Source organism: Desulfobulbaceae bacterium DB1 (assembly GCA_001914235.1).
In the GTDB taxonomy this organism is placed as follows: domain Bacteria; phylum Desulfobacterota; class Desulfobulbia; order Desulfobulbales; family SURF-16; genus DB1.
This window is the reverse complement of the sequence record MQUF01000011.1, coordinates 80,400-107,352: the sequence shown is the minus strand read 5'-3', so window position 1 is coordinate 107,352 and position 26,953 is coordinate 80,400. Positions and strand designations below refer to the sequence as shown.

Annotated in this window: 21 protein-coding genes; 3 read left to right on the top strand and 18 right to left on the bottom strand. The window is 53.5% G+C overall.

Annotated features, from left to right (window positions below):
* Positions 1 to 38 precede the first annotated feature (38 nt).
* The 3 genes from BM485_11110 to BM485_11100 form a co-directional block, all read right to left on the bottom strand.
* Positions 39 to 3,062, bottom strand: coding sequence for a heterodisulfide reductase (locus tag BM485_11110; GenBank protein OKY74972.1), 3,024 nt, complete (start codon positions 3,060 to 3,062; stop codon positions 39 to 41).
* 91 nt (positions 3,063 to 3,153) lie between these two features.
* Positions 3,154 to 3,657: a CoB--CoM heterodisulfide reductase gene (locus tag BM485_11105; protein ID OKY74971.1), complete on the bottom strand. Its 504-nt coding sequence runs from the start codon at positions 3,655 to 3,657 to the stop codon at positions 3,154 to 3,156.
* 6 nt (positions 3,658 to 3,663) lie between these two features.
* The gene (locus BM485_11100; protein ID OKY74970.1) at positions 3,664 to 4,374 is read right to left on the bottom strand and encodes a hypothetical protein; all 711 of its coding nucleotides are present in this window, start codon (positions 4,372 to 4,374) and stop codon (positions 3,664 to 3,666) included.
* 420 nt (positions 4,375 to 4,794) lie between these two features.
* On the opposite strand from BM485_11100, the gene BM485_11095 reads away from it, so the two are divergent.
* The 3 genes from BM485_11095 to BM485_11085 all read left to right on the top strand — a co-directional run bounded on the left by BM485_11095 (position 4,795) and on the right by BM485_11085 (position 10,010).
* Entirely contained in the window at positions 4,795 to 5,937 is a 1,143-nt protein-coding gene (locus BM485_11095; GenBank protein OKY74969.1) for a glutamate synthase, read from the top strand.
* Positions 5,895 to 7,535 carry a glutamate synthase gene (locus BM485_11090; GenBank protein OKY74968.1) on the top strand — a complete coding sequence of 547 codons (1,641 nt, stop codon included), beginning with the start codon at positions 5,895 to 5,897 and terminating at the stop codon, positions 7,533 to 7,535. Before BM485_11095 ends, BM485_11090 begins: the two co-directional genes overlap by 43 nt.
* A gap of 132 nt (positions 7,536 to 7,667) precedes the next feature.
* Positions 7,668 to 10,010 (top strand): glutamate synthase, encoded by a 2,343-nt coding sequence (locus BM485_11085; protein OKY74967.1) that lies wholly within the window; start codon positions 7,668 to 7,670, stop codon positions 10,008 to 10,010.
* Positions 10,011 to 10,260: 250 nt separating this feature from the next.
* Here BM485_11085 and BM485_11080 read toward each other — a convergent pair whose 3' ends face one another.
* The 15 genes from BM485_11080 to BM485_11010 all read right to left on the bottom strand — a co-directional run bounded on the left by BM485_11080 (position 10,261) and on the right by BM485_11010 (position 26,949).
* Positions 10,261 to 11,337, bottom strand: coding sequence for a hypothetical protein (locus BM485_11080; protein OKY74966.1), 1,077 nt, complete (start codon positions 11,335 to 11,337; stop codon positions 10,261 to 10,263).
* Complete coding sequence (locus tag BM485_11075; protein ID OKY74965.1) at positions 11,334 to 13,340, bottom strand: hypothetical protein; 2,007 nt, start codon at positions 13,338 to 13,340, stop codon at positions 11,334 to 11,336. The genes BM485_11080 and BM485_11075 overlap by 4 nt, the downstream gene beginning before the upstream one ends.
* 312 nt (positions 13,341 to 13,652) lie before the next feature.
* A complete protein-coding gene (locus BM485_11070; GenBank protein OKY74964.1) occupies positions 13,653 to 14,120 on the bottom strand; it encodes a hypothetical protein in 468 nt (155 codons plus the stop codon).
* A 14-nt stretch (positions 14,121 to 14,134) separates the two neighbouring features.
* The gene (locus tag BM485_11065; protein ID OKY74963.1) at positions 14,135 to 14,755 is read right to left on the bottom strand and encodes a cytochrome B; all 621 of its coding nucleotides are present in this window, start codon (positions 14,753 to 14,755) and stop codon (positions 14,135 to 14,137) included.
* A 65-nt stretch (positions 14,756 to 14,820) separates the two neighbouring features.
* On the bottom strand, positions 14,821 to 16,011 hold the full coding sequence (locus tag BM485_11060) for a hypothetical protein (protein ID OKY74962.1): 1,191 nt from the start codon (positions 16,009 to 16,011) through the stop codon (positions 14,821 to 14,823).
* A gap of 387 nt (positions 16,012 to 16,398) precedes the next feature.
* Complete coding sequence (locus BM485_11055) at positions 16,399 to 16,965, bottom strand: hypothetical protein (protein OKY74961.1); 567 nt, start codon at positions 16,963 to 16,965, stop codon at positions 16,399 to 16,401.
* Between the two features lie 45 nt (positions 16,966 to 17,010).
* Positions 17,011 to 17,238 (bottom strand): hypothetical protein, encoded by a 228-nt coding sequence (locus BM485_11050; protein OKY74960.1) that lies wholly within the window; start codon positions 17,236 to 17,238, stop codon positions 17,011 to 17,013.
* 129 nt (positions 17,239 to 17,367) lie between these two features.
* A complete protein-coding gene (locus BM485_11045; GenBank protein ID OKY74959.1) occupies positions 17,368 to 17,775 on the bottom strand; it encodes a hypothetical protein in 408 nt (135 codons plus the stop codon).
* 352 nt (positions 17,776 to 18,127) lie between these two features.
* On the bottom strand, positions 18,128 to 19,456 hold the full coding sequence (locus tag BM485_11040) for a hypothetical protein (GenBank protein ID OKY75020.1): 1,329 nt from the start codon (positions 19,454 to 19,456) through the stop codon (positions 18,128 to 18,130).
* 526 nt (positions 19,457 to 19,982) lie between these two features.
* A complete protein-coding gene (locus BM485_11035) occupies positions 19,983 to 21,074 on the bottom strand; it encodes a hypothetical protein (protein ID OKY74958.1) in 1,092 nt (363 codons plus the stop codon).
* A gap of 83 nt (positions 21,075 to 21,157) precedes the next feature.
* Positions 21,158 to 21,574 (bottom strand): two-component system response regulator, encoded by a 417-nt coding sequence (locus BM485_11030; GenBank protein ID OKY74957.1) that lies wholly within the window; start codon positions 21,572 to 21,574, stop codon positions 21,158 to 21,160.
* 47 nt (positions 21,575 to 21,621) lie between these two features.
* Positions 21,622 to 24,927 carry a hypothetical protein gene (locus BM485_11025; GenBank protein OKY74956.1) on the bottom strand — a complete coding sequence of 1,102 codons (3,306 nt, stop codon included), beginning with the start codon at positions 24,925 to 24,927 and terminating at the stop codon, positions 21,622 to 21,624.
* Between the two features lies 1 nt (position 24,928).
* Positions 24,929 to 25,435 carry a hypothetical protein gene (locus BM485_11020; protein OKY75019.1) on the bottom strand — a complete coding sequence of 169 codons (507 nt, stop codon included), beginning with the start codon at positions 25,433 to 25,435 and terminating at the stop codon, positions 24,929 to 24,931.
* A gap of 297 nt (positions 25,436 to 25,732) precedes the next feature.
* On the bottom strand, positions 25,733 to 26,227 hold the full coding sequence (locus BM485_11015; GenBank protein OKY74955.1) for a hypothetical protein: 495 nt from the start codon (positions 26,225 to 26,227) through the stop codon (positions 25,733 to 25,735).
* Positions 26,228 to 26,385: 158 nt separating this feature from the next.
* On the bottom strand, positions 26,386 to 26,949 hold the full coding sequence (locus tag BM485_11010; GenBank protein ID OKY74954.1) for a hypothetical protein: 564 nt from the start codon (positions 26,947 to 26,949) through the stop codon (positions 26,386 to 26,388).
* Between the last annotated feature and the right edge of the window lie 4 nt (positions 26,950 to 26,953).

Below are 26,953 nucleotides of genomic sequence, written 5' to 3'. Positions count from 1 at the left end.
ATAAAAAAATCTCTTTGTTTTCTGTGATTCACATTTATCTACCAAGTGTCAAAAGCCGCATCCACCGCGGCCATGATCTGTTCATTGCCCACATTCTTCAGGGTCACCGCGTCGGAACGGCAGCCGGCGACACAGGCCCCGCAGCCCTTGCACATGCCGGTGGTGACCACGGAGATATTGTTGTCGTCGAGACTCACCGCATTGTAGGCGCAGACTTCGACACAAACTCCGCAGCCGGTGCACTTGGCGGGATTCACCACGGCGGTGACGCTTTCCGCCGGCACCGCGTCGTGGGCAAGGATAATGGATGCCCGTGATGCCGCGGCCTTGGCCTGGGACAGGGATTCTTCCATGGCTTTCGGGTAGTGGCAGAGTCCGGCGAGAAAGACGCCTTCGGTGGCAAAATCGACCGGCCGCAGTTTCATGTGCGCTTCCAGCAGGAAGCCCTGGCTGTCGACGGCGCATTTGAAGAATTTGGCAATATTGCCGGTCTGCCGGCGGGGCAGAATGGCGGTGGCCAGCACCAGCATGTCAGGCTGGATGGTGATGTCGGCGTCAATGATCGGATCGTGCCCCGTGATGAGGAGGCGACCGTCCGCTTCCGTCACCTGTGGGATATGATCCAGGTCATAGCGGATAAAGATAATGCCTTTTTCCCTGGCCTCCTGGTAGAGCCGTTCCCTGCAGCCATAGGTGCGGATATCCCGGTAGAACATGAAGATGTCCATCTCCGGGTTCAGTTCCTTGAGCTTCACCGCCGAATCGATGGCGTGGGTACAGCAGACCCGGCTGCAGTAAGGCCGTTCCGGGATGCGCGAGCCGACGCAGTGGAAAAAGACCGCCTGGCCCATATCTTTCAAGGAAGCGTCCTGGCCGATGAATTTCTTGTCCAGTTCGAGCAGGGTATGCACCCCGGGATTTTTGCCGTGCAGAAACCGCCATTCCCCTTCCGGTTTATAGGGCTCGCCGCCCACGGCCAGCACCGCCACGCCATGGTCGAAAGTGCGGCCGTCGGTGAAGGTAGTGGTGAATTTGCCGACTGAACCGACAACGTCCCGCACCTCGCAGTTGTACTTGACCTCGATTTTCGGGTGGTTGTTCACCTTGTCGGCAAGTTCGTTGATAAAGGGCGGAAACTCCTCGCCCTTCCAGTTGCGGAACACCTGGCGGCCGTTGCCGCCCAGCATGTCGCTTCGTTCAACCAGGGTGACGGGATAGTTCTGTTCGGCAAAGGAAAGGGCCGCCGTCATACCGCTGACCCCGCCGCCGATAACCAGCGCTGCCTTGGTGACCGGCACGGTGTTGTAGGGCAGGGCGCCTTCGCCGCGCACGCGGGACACGGCCATGCGCACCAGATCCTTGGCCTTGGCCGTGGCCTTGGCCGGGTCATTCCGGTGCACCCAGGAATCCTGGTCGCGAATGTTGGCCATTTCAAAAAGGAATTTGTTCAGCCCCGCGTCGCGCAGGGTTTCCTGGAACAGGGGTTCGTGGGTACGGGGCGAGCAGGAAGCGACCACCACCCGGTTCAGATCATGTTTTTTTATGATCGCCACCATCTGGGTGATGGTGTCCTGGGAGCAGGTGAACAGATTGGCTTGGGAAAAAACCACATCCGGCAGGGTCTGCGCGTAACTGGAAACCTGAGCGACATCGACGACGCTTGCGATGTTGACGCCGCAGTGGCAGACAAAGACGCCGATCCTGGGCGGTTGCGAATAGATGTTTTTTTCCGCCGGGTACTCTTTTTTCCTGGTTTCCGTCCAGCGATAGGGGGCCAGCATGAGACCGGCCTCCATGGCGGCGGCGCTGGCGTCCATCACCGACTGGGGAATGTCCTTGGGTTCCGCGACGGCGCCGCAGGCATAAACGCCGGGCTTGCTGGTGGCAACCGGATTGAAGCTGTCGGTTTTGATGAAGTTGTCGGCGTCAAGCTCGATCCCCAGTTTCCCGGCAAGCGCGATTGTGGCCGGGCTGGCCTCGAGACCGGTGGAAAGAACCACCAGGTCGAATTTTTCGAAGTTGACCCTGCCCTGTTCGTCGACGTAACGGATTTTCAGATTCCCCTCCTCGTCGGCGGGAATCACCGAATGGACCCTGGCCCGCAGAAAGCGGACGCCTTGCTCCCTGGCCCGGTTGTAATAGCTTTCAAAGCCCTTGCCGTGGGTGCGCATGTCCATGAAGAAGATGGAGGATTCGAAGTCTCCGTGGGCATGCTCCTTGGCCATCACCGCCTGTTTAATGGCAAACATGCAGCATACCGAGGAGCAGTATGGGTGGCAGGCGCGATTGATATCCCGGGAGCCGACGCATTGCAGCCAGGCGATTTTTTTCGGTTGCCTGCCGTCCGAGGGGCGTTCCATGTGGCCCATGCAGGGGCCGGAGGGACTGAGCAGCCGCTCGAATTCCATGGAGGTAACCACGTTCGGCAAGCGGCCGTAGCCGGTGAAGTCGAGTTTGTTCGGGAAGAAACGGGAAAAACCGAGGGCCAGCACCACGGAGCCCACTTCCAAGACGTGTTCCCTGGGCTGGTCGTCGAAATTAATCGCCCCGGCCGGACACTTCTTGGCGCAAATGCCGCAGCGTCCAGGTTTCTTGAGCCAGATGCAGTGGTCGGGGTCAATGGCGTATTTGAGCGGCACGGCCTGGGGATAGCTGAGAAAGGCGGCCTTACGGTTGCCGATGCCCATGTTGAATTCGTTGGGCACCTTTTTCGGGCATTTTTCCGCGCACAGGCCGCAGGCAATGCATTTGTCCGGATCAACGTAGCGGGGGCGCCGGTGGACAACAGCCGTGAAATTGCCGGGCTCGCCCTGGAGGGAAACCAGCTCGGCAAGGGTAAGCAGATTGATGTTGAGGTGTCTGCCGCATTCGACGAGCTTGGGTGAGAGAATGCAGGCGGAGCAGTCGTTGGTGGGGAACGTCTTGTCGAGCTGGGACATTCTGCCGCCGATTGCCGTGGTTTTTTCCACCAGATGGACGAGAAAGCCGCTGTCTGCCAGATCAAGCGCCGCCTGAACCCCGGCAATGCCGCCGCCGACAACTAAAACCGATCCTTTGGCCATTTTTCTTTCCTGTGTGTAATGTTCCAGCGTTTGAACGATCAAGCGATTAGAGCGTTCAAGCGTTCAAGTGTGTCAACGTTTAAGCGTTTCTTTATCTCACCAGCGCCTTGACAATCCAGTTCCACAGATGGGTGGTCTGCCATTTGCCGCCGTAATGGGCCGCCAGGTCTTTTACCTGGGTGTGGCAGTTGTGGCATGGGGTAATGACCACGTCCGCGTCGGTGGCATGGAGTTGCTCGAATTTCATTCTGCCGTGCTTGCGCCGGTTGTCGGTGAAACCGGCCTGGATGGCACCGCCGCCGCCGCCGCAGCAGTAATTGTTGGACTTGTTGGGCCAGACATCGACGAAGTTTTCCTCGCCGCAGACCTGCTTGACGACAAAGCGCAGATCATCGGCCACCGGATCGCCAAGTCCCTGGCGCACCAGTTTGCACGGATCCTGCACGGTGAATTTCAGGCCTTCGGTGTTCCAGGAGGAGTCAACCTTGAGACGGCCTTCCCGGATCCACTGGGCATAGAGACTGATGATGCTGACGACTTCGAAGTTGTGGGGAATTTTGAATCGTTTCAACCCTTCCAGGGTTGAGTAAAGCATGTGGCCTCACTCGGTGTTTATATATGTGGGACAGCCCAGCGCATCCACCGTTTCCGCCTGTTTGCGGGTGACGAATTCCCAGTCTTTCGGGTCGCCGCTGAACAGGCAGTAGTTGGCCCCGTCCCACCATTCCGATGAATAGGTCCAGTCAATACCCACGGCATGGAGGATCTTCCACAGGAAAACCATTTCCTCCGGTTCCACCGTGGGTTCCTTGGCATTCTGGTTCAGGTAGAACCGGGCACCGACCTTGTCCATGGGCGCCTGGAGATCGGCCCATTCCGGCTCGGTTGCATGCACCTCTTCCAGCATGTCGCCCACCACCCAGACAAAGTCGGCGTTGGGGATGCCGGTGGAGTTGCTTTGCTTCTGCAGATCGCATGACTTCTGCAGATTTTTCGGGCGCTCTTCAATCGGCCGCATTCCCTTCAGGGCATAGACAAAGCGTCCGACATGGATGCCCATGGGACAGGCGTATTCGCAGCGCTGGCAGATGGAGCAGGTGTAAAGCCAGTTCGTTTTTTTCAGGACATCATCCTGGCCGAGGATGAGATAACGGATGAATTTACGCGGGTCCATGCCTTCAATGTCGCTGGCCGGGCAGCCGCTGGCGCAGAGGCCGCAGGTGAGGCAGTAGTCGAGTTTTGCATCCGGCATTGATTGCCGGAACTGTTTTTTCAACTCCGCCCGCAGGGGGGAAAGGTCGATTTCTGTCATAGCACACCGCAGTTTGAGAATTTAAAATTGGCAGAATCAGGTGTGAGACTTATAAAATGCGACTTTTCTTATAACAGCTTCTCAAATAATTGCAAATAATTCGGCATAATTTTCTGTTTCCCGGATAGGTTTGTTCGTTTGCTGATATCGGCGTTTTCGGCGTGATGTGGATATTCGCATGTAGAAGAGGGATGTTTTTGCGCATCTCGCCGGAATAGCGAAATTATAATCAATGCGGGCAGCGAAAAAAATTGGTTGCGCTGTTGGTTTGCAGTATAGTAGCCTAGTTTTTCTTCGGCCTTGACAAACAAATACTTTCGAGGTATTCGCTGTAAGTTTTTTAATAAACTTGCTGGACGCTGGACTCGTGTTCCGCAGGCAGCAGGCCGACCAATCAGTTTTCATTCGAAGGAGTTACAGATGTGCCGGTTAGCGTTAAAAACCGCCAGTGAGCCGTTTTCTCCCTTTACCGTGCTTCAGGCCATGGAGGCCATGCAGGAAGGATATGACGGCAGCGGTTTGGGGCTCCTGTTGCGGGGGCTGCAATTTACTGATTACAGCTACAGGAAGGGCGATCCGGTTCTTTCCGGCATCGCGCACACGGAGAGCGCCCTGCACCGTCTTAATGTCTTCATGCAGGACCGCGGTTTCGCGCTCAAGTATGATCATGAGTTCGAGGCGGACCTCAGCAAGGTTGAATCAAAGGACAGATTCAAATATCTCCTGCGGGTGTACAAGAATCCGACGGCCTGGGAAACCTTGAGCGAGGAGCAGCTTGAGCACGAGATGATGATGGTCCGGCTGGCGCTGCGCAAGGACGGCGAGGACAACGGCGGCGATCTCACGATTTTTTCCTTCTGGCCGGATGTGGCCATGATCAAGGAAGTCGGCTGGCCGCTGGGCGTCGGCCAGGCTCTGGGACTGGACAGCCACCGCATCAAGTCGCGGATCTGCATGGCCCAGGGTCGGCAGAACACCAACTGGGGCATCAATCTCTACGCCTGCCATCCCTTTTTTATCCAGGGCATCGCCACCATGACCAATGGTGAGAACACGGCCTTTATCCCCATCAAGGACTGGTTGACCGGCAAGGGTTTCCCCGGCTATATGGGGTATCAGTCGGACAGCGAGGTGTTTGCCCATATCCTCCATTATGTGACCAAGCAGCTGAAGTTGCCGCTTGAGGCATATAAGCATATCATTACCCCGCTTAAAACCGAAGAGATGCTGGTTCATCCCCAGGGCGATTTTCTGCGCGGACTGCGCGACGCCTGCCGGCGGCTCATCATCGACGGCCCCAACGCGGTGATCGGCTCCCTGCCGGATGAAACCTGCCTGCTGGTGATGGATGCCAAGAAGATGCGTCCGGCCACCATCGGCGGCAAGCCCGGCGAATGGGCCATTGCCTCGGAGATGTGCGGCGTTGACGCCATGATTCCCGACCGCGATCAATCCCTTGATTTTCAACCCATGCGGCAACATACGATTATTGTTCCTCCAGATCGACAGGAGTTTAAGATATGGTCTCAATTCAGTCAATTCCCTCTACCCCAAGCAGCTTAACCACCGGGGATCTGCCCTGGGTCATTGAGCACAGGGAAGACAGATGCACCCTCTGCGGCCGCTGTACCGCGGTTTGTCCGGTTAATGCCATCAAGTTGACCTACATGCGGCAGCGCATGCCGAAGCTCGTCCTGACTTCCAGCGAGCGCGGCAGCTCCTACCGCACTTTTGTCGGTATCCGCCAGCGGACCGAGGTGGCAAACCGTTGTATCGGCTGCGGCACCTGCGCCATGGTCTGCCCGAATTCGGCCATCAAACCGTTGCCGAACAGCATGACCGACCGCTACCGTTTTCAGAACACCCAGGGCGGCGAACCGGTCAAGCGCGGCGGGCGGCGCAACGACCCCAATCCCGGCCTGCTCGACCAGCTTATTTTCACCCGCATTTCCATGCTCACCGATCCGGCCCTGGATGCCGGCCGCCATGAGTTTTATCTCAACACCCTGCTCGGCCGGGTGCTGCCGCCCGAGGAATATGTGCGCCGGAAACTGGCCGGCGAGTGGATTCCGCCGGTGCGGGAGATCTTCCCCTTTATCATCGGTTCCATGAGCTTCGGCGCCCTGTCGCCCAATATGTGGCTCGGCCTGCTGCAGGGTGTCGCCTACTGCAACGAGGTGCTCGGCATCCCGGTGGTCATGGCCACCGGCGAGGGCGGCTGCCCTCCCTGGGTGCTGAAGAGCCCATTCCTCAAATATATCATTCTGCAGATCGCCTCCGGGTATTTCGGCTGGGATGAGATCATCCGCGCCATTCCCGACATGCAGTGCGACCCGGCCGCCATTGAGATCAAGTACGGCCAGGGGGCAAAACCGGGTGACGGCGGCCTGCTGATGTGGTTCAAGGTGAGCAAGCTCATCGCCCGCCTGCGCGGCGTGCCGGAAGGGGTTGACCTGCCTTCGCCGCCGGTGCATCAGACCCTTTACTCCATTGAGGAATCGGTGATGAAGATGATCCAGACCATGTCCATGGCCTGGAATTTCCGGGTACCGGTTTATCCGAAGATATCGGGTTCCAATTCGGCAAAATCGGTGCTGAACAACCTGGTGCGCAACCCGTATGCCGCGGGCCTGCTGATCGACGGCATCGACGGCGGCACCGGCGCGGCCTACAATGTCAGCATGGATCACATGGGGCACCCCATTGCCTCCAATGTGCGGGACTGTTATCTCGACCTGTGCGCCCAGGGCAAGCAGAACGAGATCCCGATTTTTGCCGCGGGCGGCGTCGGCAAGACCGGCAACGTCACCCAGAACGGCATGGGCCTCATCATGCTCGGCGCCAGCGGCGTGCACATGGGCAAATTCATCATGCAGTCAGCGGCGGGTTGCCTCGGCAGCGAGCAGAACCGCTGCAACGTCTGCAACATCGGACTTTGCCCCAAGGGCATCACCAGCCAGAATCCGAAGCTCTACCGTCGGCTTGACCCGGATCAGGTGGCCCAGCGCGTGGTCGATACCTTCATGTCGATCCGCACCGAGATGAAAAAGATCATGGCACCGCTCGGCCGCTCGCAGAGCCTGCCCATCGGCATGTCCGACGCCCTCGGCATCAGTGACGAGGCGGCGGCGAAAAGATTGAAGATTACTTATATCTGTTAAACAAAACAGGAATCAGGAGTCAGAAGACAGGAGTCGGGAACAGCATCTTTTCCGCAACCATGTCTGTTCACCTGAAAAGATAAGAACACGGGAACAGGGGAATTTTTCCCGTTCCTCCCGGAGGAAACGGCAGTGACAGAAGCAATTACCATCAAAGGGTTGGATGAGAACGGCAACCGCATCAGTTCCAAGGATTTTGAAGAACAGGTGCAGGCGGCTTTTCAAAAGTCGAAAAAGCTCATCCTGGAAACATATGGTCAGCATAATGTCGGCGGGCGGCTCAATCCGGCCGGCGCTTCCCTGGCGATTCAGGTCAAGGGCCCGGCCGGCCAGCGACTGGGGTGCATGGGCATGCCCGGCACCACCATTACCTGTCTGGGATCGGCCTCCGATGATGTGGGCTACCTGAACATCGGCGCGGACATTGTCGTGCACGGCGACGCCACCAACGGCGTTTGCAACGCCATGGCCCAGGGCCGGGTGATGATCGGCGGCTCCATCGGTTCCCGCGGCCTGACCATGACCAAGTGGAATCCGGAATACCAGCGTCCTGAACTTTGGGTGCTCGGTTCCGTGGGTGATACCTTTGCTGAATTCAACTGCGGGGGTATAGCCGTGGTTTGCGGGGTCAGCGCCAAGACGCCGGAAAACGTCCTCGGCTACCGGCCCTGCGTCGGCATGGTCGGCGGCTGGATATACTATCGCGGTCTGACCGATCAATCATATTCCCGATCCAATGTGCAGGCCCTGCTGCCGGATGATGCGCAGTGGCAGTGGCTGATGGAACGGATGCCCGGGTATCTGGCGGCAATCGGACGCAGTGATCTGCTCGCGTCCCTTTCCGTGCGGGAAGAATGGAAGATGCTGGTCACCATACCTCCCCAGGATCGGGCCTTGATGTTCTCCGGGCCCATGCCCATGCATGAGTTCCGCAAAAACATCTGGGACAGGGCATTCGGCGGTGATCCGATCCGTGATCTTGCTCCCGGACTTGATCGTTCTCCCATCGGACTTATTGAAACCGGAGATCTCCGGCGCCGCAAACCTTTCTGGGCCAACCAGGAATCAGCCGCGCCCTGTGCCTATTACTGTCCGGTGCATATCCCCACCATCGACCGTCTGCGTCTGATGCGGGAGGGCCGGGAGAAGGAAGCCTACGAACTGGTGCTGGAATATACTCCCTTCCCCGCCTCGGTTTGCGGGTCCATCTGCCCCAACCTCTGCATGCAGAGCTGTTCGCGGCAGATGGTGGATAAAAGTATTGATGTGGCCATGCTCGGCCGCGCCTGTCGCGACTTTCCCGCCCCACCGGTGGCTGATTCGCTCGGCAAGAAGGTTGCCATCATCGGCGGCGGCCCGGCAGGGATGAATGCCGCCTGGCAGCTCGCCCTGCGCGGCGTTGAGGCCCATATTTTCGAACGGGACGATAAGCTGGGCGGCAAACTGGCCCAGGTTATTCCCTGGGAGAGACTGCCCAAGGCGATCTGGGATTCGGAATTGAACCGCTTCATGAACACCCCGAATATCAATGTTCATTTCGGGGTCAACATGACCAAGGATAAATTTGCCGAACTGAAGAATGAATTTGACTACGTGATTGTCGCGGTCGGTACCCATGAACCGCGCCGCATCCCTTTTCCCGGCCATGAGCGGGTGCTGACGGCGCTTGATTTCCTCAAGGCCGGCAAAAGCGACAAGCCGCCCAAGGTGGGCAAGCAGGTGGTCATTATCGGTGCCGGCAACGTCGGTTGCGATGTGGCCTGTGAGTGTTACCGCCTCGGCGCGCAGGAGGTGACCCTGGTTGATATCCAGAAACCCCTGGCTTTCGGCAAGGAAAGAAAGGCGGCCGAGGCCTTGGGCGCCAAGTTCAAATGGCCGGTGACCACCAAGGAAGTGACGGCTGACGGACTGATCGATGCGGCGGATGAGCTGATTCCGGCCCAGACGGTCATTATCTCCATCGGCGACGTTCCTGCTCTTAATTTTCTGCCCGAGAGCGTGGAAGTGGTAACCGTGGGCGGAGCCGGCTGGATCAAGACCAACGAGGCGTGCCGCACCTCGGACCCGAAGATTTACGCGGTCGGCGACGTGGAAAGGCCCGGTCTTGCCACCAATGCCCTCGGGCACGGCAAGAATGCCGCCCATGCCATCATCGCGGAAATCAAAGGGGAGGAGTGGAAGCCATACACGAAACAGGTGGTCAATATCACCAACCTGACGCCGGCCCACTACGAGCCGGAAACTTGCCCGGGACAATATTCAGACATACACGAAGCGGACCGCTGCATGAGCTGCGGCAGCTGCCGTGATTGCCACATGTGTGAAACCATCTGTCCCACCGGCGCCATTTCCCGGGAGCAGCTTTCCGAGGATAAAAAAGATTTCCGCTATGTGTCGGATGATGACCGGTGCATCGCCTGCGGTTTTTGTGCCAACACCTGTCCCTGTGGTGTCTGGCTGATGCGGCCCCTGTAATATTCCGTCTCCGGGCCCCATTACCACGACACGCTGAACAGCATGTTGTGGTGGGGCTTTTCATCTTTGTGAACTCGTGCGCGGCCTTCGGGATCTTTCCGCCGAAGGCCGCGGATCTCCAGCCGTCCTTGCTTGCCTTGCCGGGTGTTTTTCCGGAACCGCCTCTTCTTTCATTTCCAGCCTTGACCTGCAAAAAAATATTCTGTTGCCGGCATGAACACCCTGCCGCGGCGGCGGATGTTTTGGCTGATCAGGAAATCATCGACCGAATAGGTAATCTGATCATGAATGAGGTTCCTTCTCCTTCCTTGCTTTCAACCGAGATGATACCCTTGTGGCTGCGCACCGTCTTCAGCGCAAAGGTGAGGCCAAAGCCGGGGCCGTAGGTTTTTGAAGTGAAAAAAGGGTCGTAGATGTTTTTTATCTTGTCCTTGCCGATGCCTTTGCCGGTGTCTGTTATCTGGATCTCAAAATAGCCTTCGTTGACCCCGGTGGTAAGGGTGAGAATGCGTTTTTTCGCGCCATCCATGGCTTCGATGGCATTTTCGATGATGTGGGCAATGGTCATGGTGATATTTTCCTGGTCGGCACAGATCAGGGGCGGATTTTCCATGAAATGGGTGTCAAGGGTGATTTCTTTCGTTTCCATTTCGTGCCGGTAGGTGCTGACGGCATTGCTCACTATTTCATTGATATTGGAAGATTCCCGGTAACAGAGGGTGGCGCTTTTCAGGGAAATCAGTTTGTGCACCATTTTTTCAAGCACTTCCACATTCTGCAGGATGACATCCATGTATTGGCGGTTTTTGCTGTCTTCCGGCAGATTTTTTCTCACCCGCCGCGCAAATCCTCCTATGGCGACCAAGGGGTTGCGTACTTCGTGGGAAACTTCATCAAGGAAGTGATCAAGGGCGGTGAATTTCTCCTGTTCCGCCATTTCATCGCTTTCAATTTTCTTGGCGAGCAATGACCGCACCCTTGCTTCCAGTTCCTTGAAATCAAAAGGCTTGGTGATGTAATCATCAGCGCCGATATCGAGACCTTTCACCTTGTCCGGCACATTGCTTTTGGCGGTAAGCATGATGATCGGGATGTGTTTGACGGATTCATCTTTGCTCAGGGCTTGGCAGACCTCATACCCGTCCATCTTCGGCATCATGACGTCGAGAATGATGATATCCGGGGTAAACGCATGTATTTTTTCCAGTCCCTGCATGCCGTCATATGCTTCATCGGTGTCATATCCCTGGGCGCGGAATCGTTTGCGCAGCAGTTCAACGGTGTCCAGGTTGTCGTCAATGATGAGTATTTTTTCCTTGGCGGTCATGGCTGATTTGGCGGAAAGTCCGTCAGGAGCCGTTTGATCAGTCCGGCAAATTCCCTGACATTGATCGGTTTGGTGATATAGTCGAGGCAGCCGAGGGAAAGCGCCCGCTCCCTGTCTTGCGGCAGGGCATGAGCGGTTAAGGCGACGATCTTGATGTCGCGCAGTTCTTCGTCTTTTTTTACCCGATGGGTCAGTTCCAGGCCGTCGATCTTGGGCATGGAAATGTCCATGAGCACGAGATCCGGTTTTTCCTTGATGATTTTATGGAGGGCATCTTCCCCGTCAACCGCTTCAAACAGGCGGTAGCCGTCTTTTGCCAGTATCTTTCGTACCAGTTCACGGCTGTCTTGATTGTCGTCAACGATCAGGATCTTTTTCCTGATCCCTGCATCTGATTCACCTGTTTTTTCCGACCCCGATTCACGGGGCAGGGTTTCCGGCACAGCCGGCGGCTTTTTCTTTACCGGGTAATGAATGTTGTATTTTTTCATTTTGCGCCAGAGGGTTGTCTTTTCAATGCCGAGATGCTCGGCTGTTTTCCCTCTGTTGCCGTTGAACATGCGCAGGGCGGCGGATATCGTTGCCGCTTCGGCGGTTGACAGCGGTTGGGCTGCCTCGGGTGGATGGCCGACGTCGGAGTCTGTCGGAATTGACTCCCTGATCCCTTCCGGCAGGCACTCGGGATCGATGGAGTTTCCCTGACAGAGAACAAAGCAGTATTCGATGATGTTTTCCAGTTCACGGATATTGCCCGGATAATCGTAGCTCATGAGAATATTGAGGACTTTGGGGGAAACGGATTCAATGTTCTTCTGCTGCAATGCATTGAATTTATCGATAAAATGCTGGGTCAAAAGAGGAATGTCCTCTTTTCGCTCGGAAAGAGGCGGAAGGGTGATTTTTATGACATTGAGTCGGAAAAACAGATCCTCGCGGAAAGCTCCTTTGTCAATCTGCTCTTTGATGTTTTTATTGGTGGCGGCAATAACCCGGACATCGGCTTTCAGGGTTTCGGTGCCTCCCAGCGGCTCGTACTCTTTTTCCTGCAGGACGCGCAACAGCTTCAACTGCAGCGCGGGCGAAATATCCCCTATTTCATCGAGAAAAATCGTTCCCTTTTCCGCCAGGGCAAAACGGCCGAGCTTGTCGCTGTTTGCGCCGGTAAATGCCCCTTTCTTGTAGCCGAATAATTCCGATTCAAGCAGGGTGTCGGGAAGGGCCGCACAGTTCAGGGCGACGAATTTGCCTTGCCGTTTTGCCAGGGTGTGTATTGCCTTGGCAAAGAGTTCCTTACCCGACCCGCTGGGGCCTTCAATCAAAACGGTGCTGTCGCTGGCCGCAATGCTGGGGAGCGTGGAGAAAATTTTCTGGATCTTCTCGTTTTTGCTGATGATATTATGAAAACAGTATTTTCCCGATATCGCCTGGCGCAATCGCACGATGGCAGAGATATCCCGGAATGTTTCCACTCCGCCGACGATTTCCAGTTTGTCGTTGTGCAGTACGGAGGTGCAAACGGTGATCTGGACATCGTCCCCGTCAATGTCCTTGATGGTAACCATCTGGTTGCAGACATCCCGGCCGGTCTCCATCGATTTTTTCAAGGCGCAGTGGTCTTTGCAGATGTCGGCGCGGAAGACATGATAGCATTTCATGCCGATCGCTTCGTTTCGTTTGAACCCGGTGATATTTTCGGCGGAGCGGTTAAAGGAGGTGATGTTGAAATGACGATCAACGGTAAAGGCGCCATGGACGATGGATTCGAGGATGGCTTCACTGAATGAAACACCTTTGTGCACCATCTTCTTGGGATCCGGGCAATATGTCGCCTTGATATCCTTGATGGGGCCGCGGTCTTTCTCCCGGCGCCTGGCGTGGCCGGCGTTTTGCGGCGCGGTGTTTTTTTCGTCCTTTTTCATGGGGTGACCGGCGGACGAATTTGGAAAATCCATTTCATGGTTTCTCTGTCCCTTTTTTTTCTGGGGGAAGGCAAATTGGGCCATGGAAAATACCTGTTATTCGCTCACGCTTCAGTTGAGAGGGAACGAAGCCGCCGGCAAGGGGGGAGCCGGCTGATCATGAATGGACGTTACCCGGTATCATGATGTCGAATCAACCATTATTTGAAATATTACCTTATGTGTAAAATTTGTGCAATATTCGCTGGATATGTTTGGGAAACAGTGTGGATTGGCGGGGAAGGAGGAAAATGCGGCAGAAAAAATTCGGGCAATGGCGGGCATCTGGTCATGGCGCGGTTTCACTCAACGCCGATGTGTGGTCGTGCAGGGAAACCGCCGTTCGGCTTGATGTTTTCAGGAACTGCCGGACGGCCTGTTTGCGCCGGGGATTGGGATGTTGTCCAGAATAAATTTTTCGAGCTTTTCCAGTTGCCGATCGGAAAGTTGCTCGAAGACGACGACCCGTTTTCTGATATGCAATTTATGGAAGGAGGATTGACGGAGGATTGTATCGTAAACGGTTCGGAAGGGAAGCTCCACCAGATAGTCATCCTCGCGCGAGAAAAGGGTCCCGTGCGCGGACCCGCCATTACGTGGACGATCCTTCTCGACATAAGTAAATGCGGCGCCTCCAATACCGATCTCAATGATCTTGCCGAAATCTTCATGGAGAACAAAGAGATCGTTTACGGCCTTGAAGCGGGGAAACTTTCTTCTGTTTTTTTGTCCGTTTATGTGCGTCATCAATTTTTCTCCGTGCATCGCGGCGTCTCCGGAGACGCCGCGATGCAAATCAGGGGAACAAACAAGCACATGCGCCATCGTGTGCCGGGGACTTAATGATGTTCCTCGTAACCGGTAAACATGGCCTTGAAATGAGCAAGCGGCGTATGTCCTAAAGTCGCGAGATAGCAATGCACCAGGATGAAGGAGCTGAAGATGAAAAACAGGGCCACGTGGATGGTGTCGATAACCTTGATCCCGCCCAGCATGTTGATGTAATTGGCATACCCCTTCACCTTCCAGAGAAACACGCCGGATATCATCTGCGCCGGCAGAAGAAGCAGCATGATGACAAGATAGGCATTCTGCTGGGGGGCATTGAATTTGTTTTGCGGGGTCATGGAATGCGGATTGGGGGCGCCCTTGAAGAAACCATACCCGTAGTAGGTCATCTGGGTTATGGACTTGGCGACAAAGGTCCGCAGATTCGGGATATAAATTTTAACCTTGCCGGAACCGACATAGTAGCCAAGCCAGAGGAAATAATTGATAATGACGGCGAACCCGACATAATTGTGGATGGTTATCGCATCCCGGAGGGGCATCCAGGTCAAGATATCGGCATAGCGGATTTGAAAACCGGTAATGATCAGGACGACAAAGCCGGCGGCATTAATCCAATGCCAGATGCGGACCGGTGCCGGATGGACATATATAAGTTTTTCGTTACTCATGAGTTGATCCTCCTCGTTTTTTTCAGCTTCTTCTCAGGGAGATATTTTTCGTCAATTTTGGCTGTTCAGTGATCATTTTTTCGACGGGCCGACATTGTTGCAATCCGCATGATAAAATGGAGCAGGACAACCCCGGCTCCGCCGGCAATCAGCAGAAATCCTATCATGTCAAGCATCTTCACCCTGGTGCCGGTCATCAGGTAAAAGTGGTTCAGGTTGTAACTGCCGAGAACCTGTCGGTCCACCTCATAGCGGTCCACCGAGCCGTCTTCCCGAATAAGCGGCAGAAAGACCGCATTGAAGTATGGTGAATCCTCGATATGGCACTTCTCACACGTTTTTTCCGCCATTCCCCTTTTTACCTGATGGGCTTCAGGTTTTAAATCAGCGACCAGTTCCGCATGAAAACTGGCATGGATGTTTTTTTGTCGGAGCATGAGAATCAGGGTGTCGAATTCATCCTGGTTGATGATGTTGTCCTTGTTTGTGTCGATCATGGGCATGAATTGGTCATACTCGATCCCGAGGATTTTGATGATTTCCGCACCCTTGGAAAGTTTGTTGGTGAGGAGATCGACAAAAGTGAGGTTGATCTGCTGGGACACGTCCGGGGCATGGCAGACGATGCATTCAACAAAGGCAAAGTGTGATTCCCGGGCAGGCAGCCATTCGTGGTATTGGTATGGGTTATGGCATTTCAGGCAGTAACTGTTTTCCCGTTCCGCCAGCAGCGCTGCCTCCATCGGCATGACATCATGATAGCCGTGACAGGCATAACAGGTCATGGTGATGCCTTTTTTCAGTATTTCCATGTGGACGCTGTTCTTGAAGGCGTTTCCCTCTTCCTCGTGACAGTTGGCGCAGCAGACGGGCTCCAGGTATGCCTTGTGGGGGAGTTCCTCGTCAAAGTTGAGTTCTTCAATGTCAGAGTGACAATCAACGCAGGTGATGCCGTTCTGATGATGAACGGAGCGGTTGAAGGCTTCTTCGTCAACGTACAGGCCGACCGTGATTTCGCTTCGTAAAATGTTGTCCGTGCTTTCCTTGGACAGTGATGAGTCGCTGTGGCATTCCATGCATTCGGAGTTTTCAATTGCAAGGGCGGCAGAGGAGCCGACACCGCAGGCGAAAACAACTGACAAGCCATAACGGAGGAATAATTTCGTCATTTTCTTCATGGTCTTTTCATCTCCAATTGACGTGGCCCGGTGAACAGATAACGCAAACATCAGCAGCGTGGTGGGCGTTTTGGTCACGGGTATCTGTTCCCTGGCCTTGGTAAAAAGTGTTCGATCTTTTTCAACAACAGTTCACGTGAGAAACATCGTATGCATTTGTTGAGAGTATTTGCATCTTATGTGCCATTTTCTTATTTTATGTTTTTTGATTCTTATCGGCGTGTTACGTGGCCGTTGCCGTCGGGCCGCCAAGGCAGGGTTGCATTTCTGCAACCATTCGGCAGATACAGAGGTGCAAGATTGCAACCCTGCGGCAACCTGTCCGGGCAAGAAAAAACAGTTTTTTTCATTGAACAGGGCGGATCAGGGGACGCACGGAAAGGCACATCAGTGCGCGGCCGGGGTTGAAAGATTGTCTTCGGGTGATGACGGGGCGGCAAAAGAAGCAGCGGGGGAGGTGGAATTTCATGGAGAATCGACAGGTGAAAAGCCGGATAAACCAGTGGTTGAGAGGCCCTTGCCAAGGCCCTTGAATATGGATTCATAGTGCTGTATGAACTCAGGCCACCCGACGGGGGGGGAGACAACTTTTCCGCCGAGACGTTTTCGTTGTCCGATTGCCTGGTGCCATTGCGGCTGTATCACCATTCTGAATATTTTTTGGCGACCGGAAATGACAACCGAGAGGTTGCCGGGATTTTGAGCAAATTTTTCCGGTATATCGATGAGTCCTATGCCGGAACGGGATATATTGCAGGCCAGTCCGGTGCATAAGTCAATGCCGTTTGAGGCATCAGCGGATATCCCGGCGATGCGGAATCGGGGGTGGAGTCTTTTGTCAATGGGGTCGCTTTCTTGTATTATCAACTCCCCTTCGCTTGCGTTACGATTTTCTTGTTTGGGTCGAATCGCTGCCGCCCTTGTTGCAAAGGTGATGAACATAGTGGACAGCATGAAGGCAAACGGCAGCAGGATGAAAAATGTAACCGGTAAAAACCACATATAAACGAAGAGTTGTGGTTGATAGAGCATGGGTGTGTCCTGAATGTGGCGGTTTGTCGGGAAGCAGCGGTTGTTTTATCTGCCGGTTATCGCGGAAAACCAGCTCGCGCCCAGTTCGGTGATTCCGCCGAGGTTGAGTATGCCGGCCATCATGCACAAGAGTGCCCAGATGCCGATGAGAGCCGCCATGCCCATGATGAGGGAAAGAACCAAACGATCACTGTCATATCTATCGGTTATGTCCGGGGTTGAACGGCTGAGAGAAGCGGTATCGTCCTGGGGGGAATATTGTGTCTTTGTCATAAATCGTCTCACGTTGTCAATTGTTGTGGTTTTTAGGGTTTGATTTGATCGGCAAAGCGATACCGCCATGTTTGAGATTGGCGGTATCGCGTCGAATCATGCCGTGATGTCATGGGAATCGGCTGTTGCTTAGAGAATTACCCGAACATGCTCTGTTTCGGTGCTTTCTTCTTCCAGTTTCCGATCAATGGCGTAGCCGATCATACCGTAACAGTATGAGAAAAGAACCGCGTTCACCAGATTGATCATAACAAGCTCGGTTGCCGTGATCAGTGCGGTCGGAGCAATGATTCCGCTCCCAACCAGGCAGAAGTAACCGATTGATCCATGGGTAAGATTGGCGATAAGTCCGATAAACCCGAGAACTTTCCCTATTACCGGAATATAGGTGAATTGCAGCAGGCCGAAGCTTACCGGAGCAATTACCAAGCCCGTTGCAATGCCGTTAATCAGCCATCTGTTCCGCATTCTGTAAATTTTTGTCAGTTGAAAACAGGCTAACGGTATGATCGCGAGAAGAATTAGATATTGACTCATGGCGTTCCTCCTCTATTTTTCAATTTAAAAAGTTCTGCTGTTTTTGGGGCCGCGGTCTTGCCGCGGGATCAGGCGTCCCTGATCCCGCCTTTGCCCGCCTCGATTCTCCTTTGTTGCAGGATCGAGGTCGTCTTTACTTCATAGTAAATGCATCTTGTGTGCCAGAAACGCGACTCGTTGGTTTAATGAGTGATATCAAGATATTGCGAGAAGCGGCGACTCATTATCGCGCTGTGTGTGCTTGCGAGTATGCAATGGTGCAACGCAAGAAAGTTTGCAATTTTGCAATGATCGATTTGATGGGCGCAATTCCAGGGTTTTGCCTGGCGATAAACGGCAAATTCCCCGTGGATTATTTGCAGCTGCCGGATGCGGACAGACGGAAACGGCCATCCGTTTGCGGCAGAATGATCCCAAGATGTTTAATCTTGCGAAAAAATGTACTTTTATGAATGCCGAGATCCCGCGCCGCGGCCTTGCGGTTATAATTGTTGCGCTTGAGGGCGGCAATAATTGTCTGCGCCTCTGTTGCCTGCACCGCCTTTTCAATGTCGAATGATTTGAGTGCCGTCACAGGATTTTTTTGTAATTCCGCAGGCAGATGCGCCGGGCAAATAAAGCCTTCGTCGCATTCATTGAACGAGTGAATGATAATGTTTTTCAGTTCGCTGATATTGCCGGGAAAGTCATAAGCCATCAGCAAGGCCATCGTTTCCGGGCTGACACCGTGAACGGATTTGTTTTGTAAAAGATTGGCCCGGCTGAGGATATGATCGGTCAACAGCGGAATATCCTCTTTCCGTTGTCGTAAAGGCGGCAGTTTCAAGGTGATGCAATGAATTTGGCGGGTACGGTCGTCGCGGCTGGTGGCGGCAATGAGGCGCACTCCTCCGATGCCTGATCCGCCGGCATCAGTGGGAATTTCCGTTTTTGCCTCGAGCATGTCCAGGAAACGGCTTTGCCCGGGGGGGGCGATTTCGCTGATATCGTCAAAAAAGAGCGTGCTTCCCGGGGGGAACCAGAGTCGGTTTGCCTGATTATTCCGGGGAGGAGAAATTTCCGGGAAATCGTTCGTGAGCTCTGCAAATGGGAAATCCCCGTGAAGAGCGCCGCATTTTATCGGGATAAAAGGTTTGTCCCGGCGCGGGCTGAAGGTGTGGATGGCGCGCGCTACCATTTCTTTGCCTGTGCCGTTTTCACCCTCAATAAGCACCGGTTTTCCGGCAGCGGCTATTTGCGGTAATATCTTGATTACCCGGCCCATGGCCGGGTTGCGGGTTATCATTTCGCTTACCTGGATCCGGCTTCCGGCATTTTCCGGCAGTTTGGCGATCAGGCTCAGATCTTGAAAGGTTTCCGCGCCGCCGACAATCTCGTTTTCTTTATCGCGTAAAAGCGTGGTGGAGACATTGACCGGAATCTGGTAGCCTTCGGCATTGGTGATGAAGGCATAAAGGTTAAGCGTGGGATTGCCGGTTGCCAGAGTTTTCAACATCGGGCAATCTGTGTCGCACAGACTGGAGCAGAATATTTTCGCGCAGGGCCGGCCAATGGCCTTGCGCCGCGATACGCCGGTGATCGCTTCGGCGGCTCGATTAAATGATGTGATCCGCAGTTGCGTGTCAACCGTGAAAACTCCGTCGGAAATGCTGTCCAGGATGGATTCCGGACGTATTTGCAGTTGTTCGAAGGAATTCGCTGATGGGGATGCATCATAGTCTGCTGCGCGGAAAGTGAGGGATTCGCATCCGTTACAATTCTTTGTTTTTTTAACGGTCACAATTTCGCCCATTTTTTTAAAAAAAGTATGTCGCGCCGGTAATGGCTGGAAAAACCGCAAGAAGGCGTGTAACGGGTGCCGGGCAGTCCTGTGCCGCTTTCTTTGGCTCTGTTCTCGGATATTTCCGGATGACCATGGACCACAATAAAACGAATTACTCTTCTGTGAGCCATGTCTCCATATTTCTAGGGAGCATTTAATGTGCCACCCCTGTCACCCTGCATTTGTTGCTGTTATATCAGTTTGTTAGCGAAGGAGAAGGCTGAGGAGGATGCGGGGATGATTGCGAAATTGCAATCGGTTTGCCGACGAATGGTTCCATTTCTGCAAGGAGAGCGGATTTCCGGAGGGCAGGATTTTTGCCGAAAAGATAGGCGGCGAGTTTGGGAATGCGATTGCCGGCCCTGCGGTGGGTGGTGGTAATTTGTCAGGCGGGTTTGGCGGATTCAGTCGGTTTGGTATTGACGGGGAGTCTGAGCAAAAATGTTGATCCCTGCTGTGCCTTGCTGCTGACGGTAATCTGGCCTTTGTGGTTCTGGATTGTTTTCAGGACAAAGGTCAAGCCCAGTCCCGGACCGTATGTCTTTGAGCTGAAAAAAGGATCGTAGATATTTTTTATCTTTTCTTTGTGGATACCTTTGCCGGTATCCGTAATCTCTATTTCGACATATCCTCCATCCATGCCGGTGGTGATTTCCAGGCGCCGATCTTCTCCTTCCATGGCTTCAATGGCATTTTGAATGACATGAGCGATCGCCTGGGTCATATTATCCCGATCAACCGCAATCTGCGGGATATTTTCCATGAATCGCGTGTTGATTTTGATTTGTTTTTTTTCTATTCGCGCGTGGTGCGTGCTCAAGGCTTTTGCTGTCAATTCGTTGATGTCCGTTGGTTCGATGAAGCTCAAGGTTGCGCTTTTCAGGGTCATCATCTGGTGAACCATTTTTTCCAGCACTTCGACGTTGCGCAAAATAATGTCCATGTACTGGCAGTTCGGACTGCCCTCGGGCAGGCTTTTCCGGACGCGCCGGGCAAAGCCGCCGATGGCCACCAGGGGGTTGCGCACCTCGTGGGAGATTTCATCCACCACATGATCGAGAGCGTGCAGTTTTTCCTGTTCCGCCTGTTGTTTATTCAGGGTTCTCTGGGTGAGAAGCGATCGGACCCGGGCGGCCAGTTCCTTGAAATCAAAGGGCTTTGTGATGTAATCATCCGCGCCGATATCAAAGCCTTTTATTTTATCCGGGATTTCGCTTTTGGCGGTGAGCATGAGTATCGGAATATGCGCCGCGGCACCATTGAGGTTGAGCCTTTTGCAGACTTCATAGCCATCCATATTCGGCATCATGACGTCCAAAATGACAAGGTCCGGTTCGGCAGTATGGAATTTCTCCAGTCCGGTCACTCCGTCGTACGCCTCCTCCGTCTCATAACCCTCGGCCAGGAATCGTTTGCGCAGGAGCTCAACCGTGTCGACATTGTCGTCAATGATTAAAATTTTGCCTTTTGGATTCATGGCATTCGTGCTCATGGTGACGAAGAAAACATGGTGAGTCGAAACAGCGGGGAAGAGATCTTTGCGAGAACTCGTACCCCTGTTCAGTGCAGATCGATTTCCGCATCGCTCAACGCCTGATTTGCGGTGGAAGCGTTGAGGTATTTTCTGATCTGATCGGCAAATTCCCGCACATTGATGGGTTTTGTGATGTAGCCGTTGCAGCCCGCGTCCATGGCGGTGGCTCTGTCGCCCTTCATGGCATGGGCGGTCAGGGCAATGATTGTGGTGTCCTTCTGGTCGCCGGACTTAATCATCCGCGTCAGATCGTAGCCGTTTATTTTCGGCATGGAGATATCCATCAGGACCAGATCAGGCTTTTCCTCGATGATTTTGTGCAGGGCGTCTTCCCCGTCAATTGCCTCAAGCAGCAGATAGTCGTCCTTGCGCAGAATTTTTCTCACCAGTTCACGGCTGTCCTGATTGTCATCAGCAATCAAAATCTTTTTTTTCTCGGCCATTGGTCACCTGCGATCCCCGGGGGGAGAATCATTTGAGCCGTCTTGGCTCACATTTTCTTGATTGTTTTCTTTAATTCTTCAAGCAGGTTTTGTTCCGAAAGGATTCCTTTGTTCAAGGTAACCTGGATTTGTCCGTTCAGGGCATTCATGTCTTCTTCGCTTAAATCCTGGTTGGTAATCAGAACAAGCGGGGTGCTTTTTATCTCCTTTCTGCTTTTGACGAATTCGATCAAGTCAAAACCATGGGCGTCCGGCATGATCAGGTTAAGAACGAGCAAATCCGGCGCAGAGGCCTTAATCGCCTGCATGGCATCGCCGCTGGTTGCCGCGGTTCGCACCTGGTACCCCTCGGCCAGCAGGACGCTTTCCAGGAGCTCACAGGTGTCATGCTCGCTGTCGACAATCAGGATATTTTTAATGTGAGTGAGTTTCTCGATATTTTTCAGTTTGTGCAGCAGGATTTTTTTGTTGATCGGTTTCACCAGATATTCCGCTGCTCCCAGGCTGAATCCTGTTTGTTTTTCGTCAACGATGGAAAGGATGATAACCGGGATATCCTGGGTATCCGGATTTCGTTTCAAATCCTGCAGAACCAGCCAGCCGTTTCTTTCCGGCATCATGATGTCAAGGGTAATGGCCAACGGTTTGATTTTCTTGGCGGTTTCAACGGCCCCCTGGCCGCTTAACAGGCCGACAACGGTGTACTCCGTGCCGATGTTTTTTCGGATCAGCTCTATCACCTCGGGATTGTCGTCAATGGCCATGATGGTTTTTTCCGTGACGGCCTCTTGCTCATGGGCGGCTTGACCGATGCCCTCCAGCAGTGTTTTCGGGTCCTGAAACTTGCATTCTTCAATAACAAGATTTTCGATGATGTCGCAGCCCTTGCAGAAGGCGGCCTTTTCCGGGAATTTGGCAACTTTTACCCCTTTGCAATGAATTCCGGCAATAAGCCAGCAACGGAGCTCCTTGTTGCCGTAAGCCGGGCAGCTTGACTGGCCGCAGTGCTGGAATTCCCAGCACTTGACCGGCTGGCCGCCGTAAATTGGATTTTTGAGAAATATGTCGACCGGTTTGTCAAAATATTCGGCCAGGGTTTCCGCCATCTCCTGTTCGATGATCGGTTCTTCGGTTCTTTCAAGAATTTTTTTCTGGGCCGGCAGGGTAAAATAAAATCTGCTGCCCTTGCCGAATTCACTTTCCGCCCAGATGACGCCGCGATGCAAGACAACCAGGCCCCGGGCTATGCTCAGCCCGAGGCCGGTTCCTTCATACTGCCTGCAGGCGGAAACATTGATCTGGGTAAATTTGTCGAAAAGCTTCTCCATATCCTCCGGCTGGATGCCGATGCCGGTGTCCTCGATGCAGATTTCAACAAAAAGCGGCGTTGTCTCGGCGGCGCCGACCAGGGTTGATGGTTTGACATGGACAATGATGCCGCCCAGGGTGGTGAATTTGATGGCGTTCGAGAGAAGATTGTTGAAGATCTGTCGTACTTTGTCCTTGTCGATATAAACAGGCGGGGTATCTTCGGCAAAATCAAATTTCAGATACAGGTTTTTCGCCTGGATGGCCGGTTGAAAAAAGACGGCCAGATATTCCATGAAGTCCTTGAGCTCCGTTTTGTTGATATCAAGCTCCATTTTGCCCGATTCTATCTTGGACATGTCCAGGATGTCGTTAATCAATTCCAGCAGGTGCTTGGCGTTGTTTTCCACCTTCAGCAGACTTTTTTCCTGCTCGTCGTTTATTTCTCCATCCACCCGGTCCAGCAGGAGATCCGTATAGCCCAGGATGGAGTTCATCGGTGTTCTCAGCTCATGGGACATGTTGGCCAGAAAGGATGATTTCAGGCGGTCGAGTTCCTGCAGTTCTTTGTTTGCCCGTTCAAGCAACAGGGTTTTTGAGCGCAGCATCATGGTGCGTCGCGCCACTTCAAGCTCCATTTCCTTGCTGAAGGAGGCGATTTTGTGATAGAGCTTTTCCAGGTTGTCGAGGGTTGAATTTATGTGCTGCGCTATTTTGTCCATGACGTCATGGCCGTTGGTGCCGGCGGCCCGGACTTTCAGGTTGCCGTTTGACACCTGGGACAGGATGCCGAGCAGGTTTTCCGCCAGGGACTCAAGGTGTTTCCGTTCTTCTTCTTCCTTTTCAGCGATTTTTTTGATGTATACCAGCCGTTCCGCCTCAAGAACAATGGAGATGTCCCTGAATATTTCCACCGCGCCGGTGATGTTGCCGTGCGCGTCCTTTTGGGCGCTGGCGCTGGTGATGATGGGGATTTCCCGTCCTTGCTTATTGAGGATGGTGGTCCTGATGCCGGCCACCCGTTCGCCTGAAACAAGGCATTTTTTCAAAGGGCAGGTGGTGTCGCATATGTCATTCCGGCATATCTCGCTGCGGAAAATGTCGCGGCAGGTCAGTTTGCCGACGGTTTCCTGCTTGCTGTAGCCGGTGATTGATGCACAGGCCTGGTTGATAAAGGTGACCACCATGTTGGTGTCCACGGTGATCAGCGGATCGGCGATGGCCTCCTTCAGGCTGTTGGCATATTCGATCTGATCTTTTATGCTGAGCACCATATAGTTGAAGGAGTTGCTGAGCACGCCGATGGAGTCATCCGAGGTGACCGGCACCGAAACGGACAGATCCCCCTGGGCCAGCTGTTTGGCCTTTGCCGCCAGTTCCGTAACCGGTTTGGTCACCATGCGCGCCAGGAGAAAAGAGATGAAGGCGATCAGCGCGGCGATTCCAATGAGACAGATAATCAGGGTCCGGTTCTGCAATGTTGCAATCGTTGCATAGGTCGCATTGGTGGACTGTCTGACCAGCAGGGCGCCAAGGACTTCTCTGGTTTCGCCGTGGCAGTGGTGGCATTCCGTGTCGTTGGTGATGATGTGCAGGGTGGTGAGGAAATTCTGGCCGTCGGCCTTTTCTTCGAAATATCCGGTTTTCGGCTGGATGGAATGCTCGAGCAGGGAGGAGAGCGCGTCTAGTGTTTCCTGGTTGTCGGTGACAAAGGAAACGTCCCGGCCGATGTAGTCGGCATGGGTGGCAAAGACGATGCGCTGATTGAAGTCACAGATGACGACCTCGGTATTTTCCAGCTCTCCCTCAATGTCGAAGAGCTGTTTTTCGATGGAAGGGCTGTCGCCCACCGCCATGGGATGTTTGATGCCGGCATAGGTCAGGGATTTCATGTCCTGTCCATAGGACATCATTCGTTCGCGACTGTGCTCCCGTTGGTTGACGATGCTGAAAAAAATAACCGTTCCCATGATGCAGGTGACACCGATGGTGATCAGTGTTTTCAGGTCAAGGTGTTTGCGGATGAATCCGGGAGATTTGCTCATATCAGTGCCCTCCCCCATGAATAAGCGGAGTGAACCTGAAAGCCCTCAACCTTTCAGATGTATGGCAGGAATAGCAGACGTTGAGTGTCGGCAGCCTGATAATGGAAGACGGGTCTTTTTTTTCTAAATGAAGCGACCCCGGACCATGGCAGACTTCACAACCGGCATTTTTCAGTTCCGGTGTTTGCTCAACACTGACAAATCCCCCGGGTTTGCCGTATCCTGTGGTATGGCAGGAATAACATTTCTTGAGGTCTTCTTCGCTCAACCCTTTTTTCAGCCGTTCGATACTGCGGTATGAGTTGCTTTTTTTTGCATGCTTGTCGAAATTGTCGTATTCCGTTTCATGGCAGGGTTGGCATTTGAGGGATCCGACATATGTTGCCGAGGGGGGCGGGGTTTGCTGTTCAGCGCCGATTGCCTGGCGGGGAAGGAGAAGCGAGCTGAGTCCAAGGAAAAGCAACAGAAATATCGGTTTGTCAATCTGCGCAAAAATGGAGCAATGCATGGCCAGACACCATTTCCAGGTCACACTTTTTTGCTTTTGCCTGTGGCGAAAAAGAGATGAAAACCAATCCTGCTTCATAAAGACCTTTTGCTAAAAATGGGCGTTAAGGAAGGATGTCGGGCTTGTCGGTGTTGCTGAAATGTTGTGTTTTGACCTCGCCTATGAATGAATAACCATTCATTTTCGTTTTATTCAATAAAAACCTGGAAGAATAGGTATAAATACCATATCGCCCGGCAGTCGTGAAGTAAATGCGGCTTTTTGCCGCATATGATAACGGCTCGTGTTTGTCGGCGGTTATGGACCTTGCTCTTCCATCTGGTTTTTTTGTGCCTTCATCGGGAAAAATTTGTCAAATTCTTCGGAGTTACCCGGATTCTCAAGTTCGCTCAGTTCGGCCAGCTGCTTGCTGATGACCGAAATATCCGCTTCGAGTTTTTCCAGGGAAGCCTGGGAGATCGTCCCGTGCTCCTCGGTTTCAAGTTTGAAAAGCAGCAACCTGTTCAAGAAATTATTGACGATATGATGGACCGTGTGCATGGTAATTTGCAGGGTTTTCAGTCTGGCCTCCCGTAGGGCCAATTCTCGTTTGCTTTTTTCGACCCGTTCAACCCAGTTGACCATGGAGATGGAGACGGTGGTGGCGATCAGCGAGGTGAAGAAAATGGTCATGATGTGTGACTGCCAAATGGTGTAATGGCCTTCAAAAAGGTAGAATTTGCCGATCTGGTAGACGGTCATTAAGGCGGCTGTGGCAAGAAAAGGGAGAAGCACCATCTTAATATATTTCATTGCGTCTCCTTTGGGTGGAAACCGGCCGTGCTGTCGGGTGCCGCCATGCCGACGCCGAACAAAGAAATTTGCCGACCGGGTTAAGTCCAGTATAGCAAAAAAAGGCGGCGGGGTGAAAAATAAAAAAAGGGGAGGCGGAATCTGCTAAAGTCGAACTGTTAGGGTTTTGTTCCGACCGCAAGCTGTTCAGGATGGAGCAGGACAACCGCGATCGACCATCGTTTCCTGCCGGAGTCCGCACCGGCGGTCTCGATGGAATAGTCGGAGAGACTTTTCTGCAGCGGCGCCAGATTTATGGAAGGATAAGAGATGCCCTTGGAAAAACCGCTCAGTCCGCAGACATGGGCCGCGCCGTCGATAATGGTAGGGACTCCATAGGTGCGGCAGTTGATTGGACGGGCATGATAGCAACTGCATTCTCCGCCGTCGTTTAAGAGTGGGCAGCGGATGCGGGCCAAGGAGGGATCGGCGTGATCGCGAAAAATCTTTTGCCATTGCCTTTCCGCCCGGCGGCACCTGTCAAGAATGACTTTCCGCGTTGCCGGCGGAACGGCCCGAAACATGTGCAGCAGGTAGGATGCCTCGATGAAGGAGAGATCAAAGACCGCGTTGCAGCAGTCGGCACATCCTTTGCGGCAGGTTACTTCCCTGGGAAATCCGGCGGTCAGCATGACCATTGTCTGGTCGATGAAGTTGTAGAGATGGAGAAGCTTGGCAAACATGTCG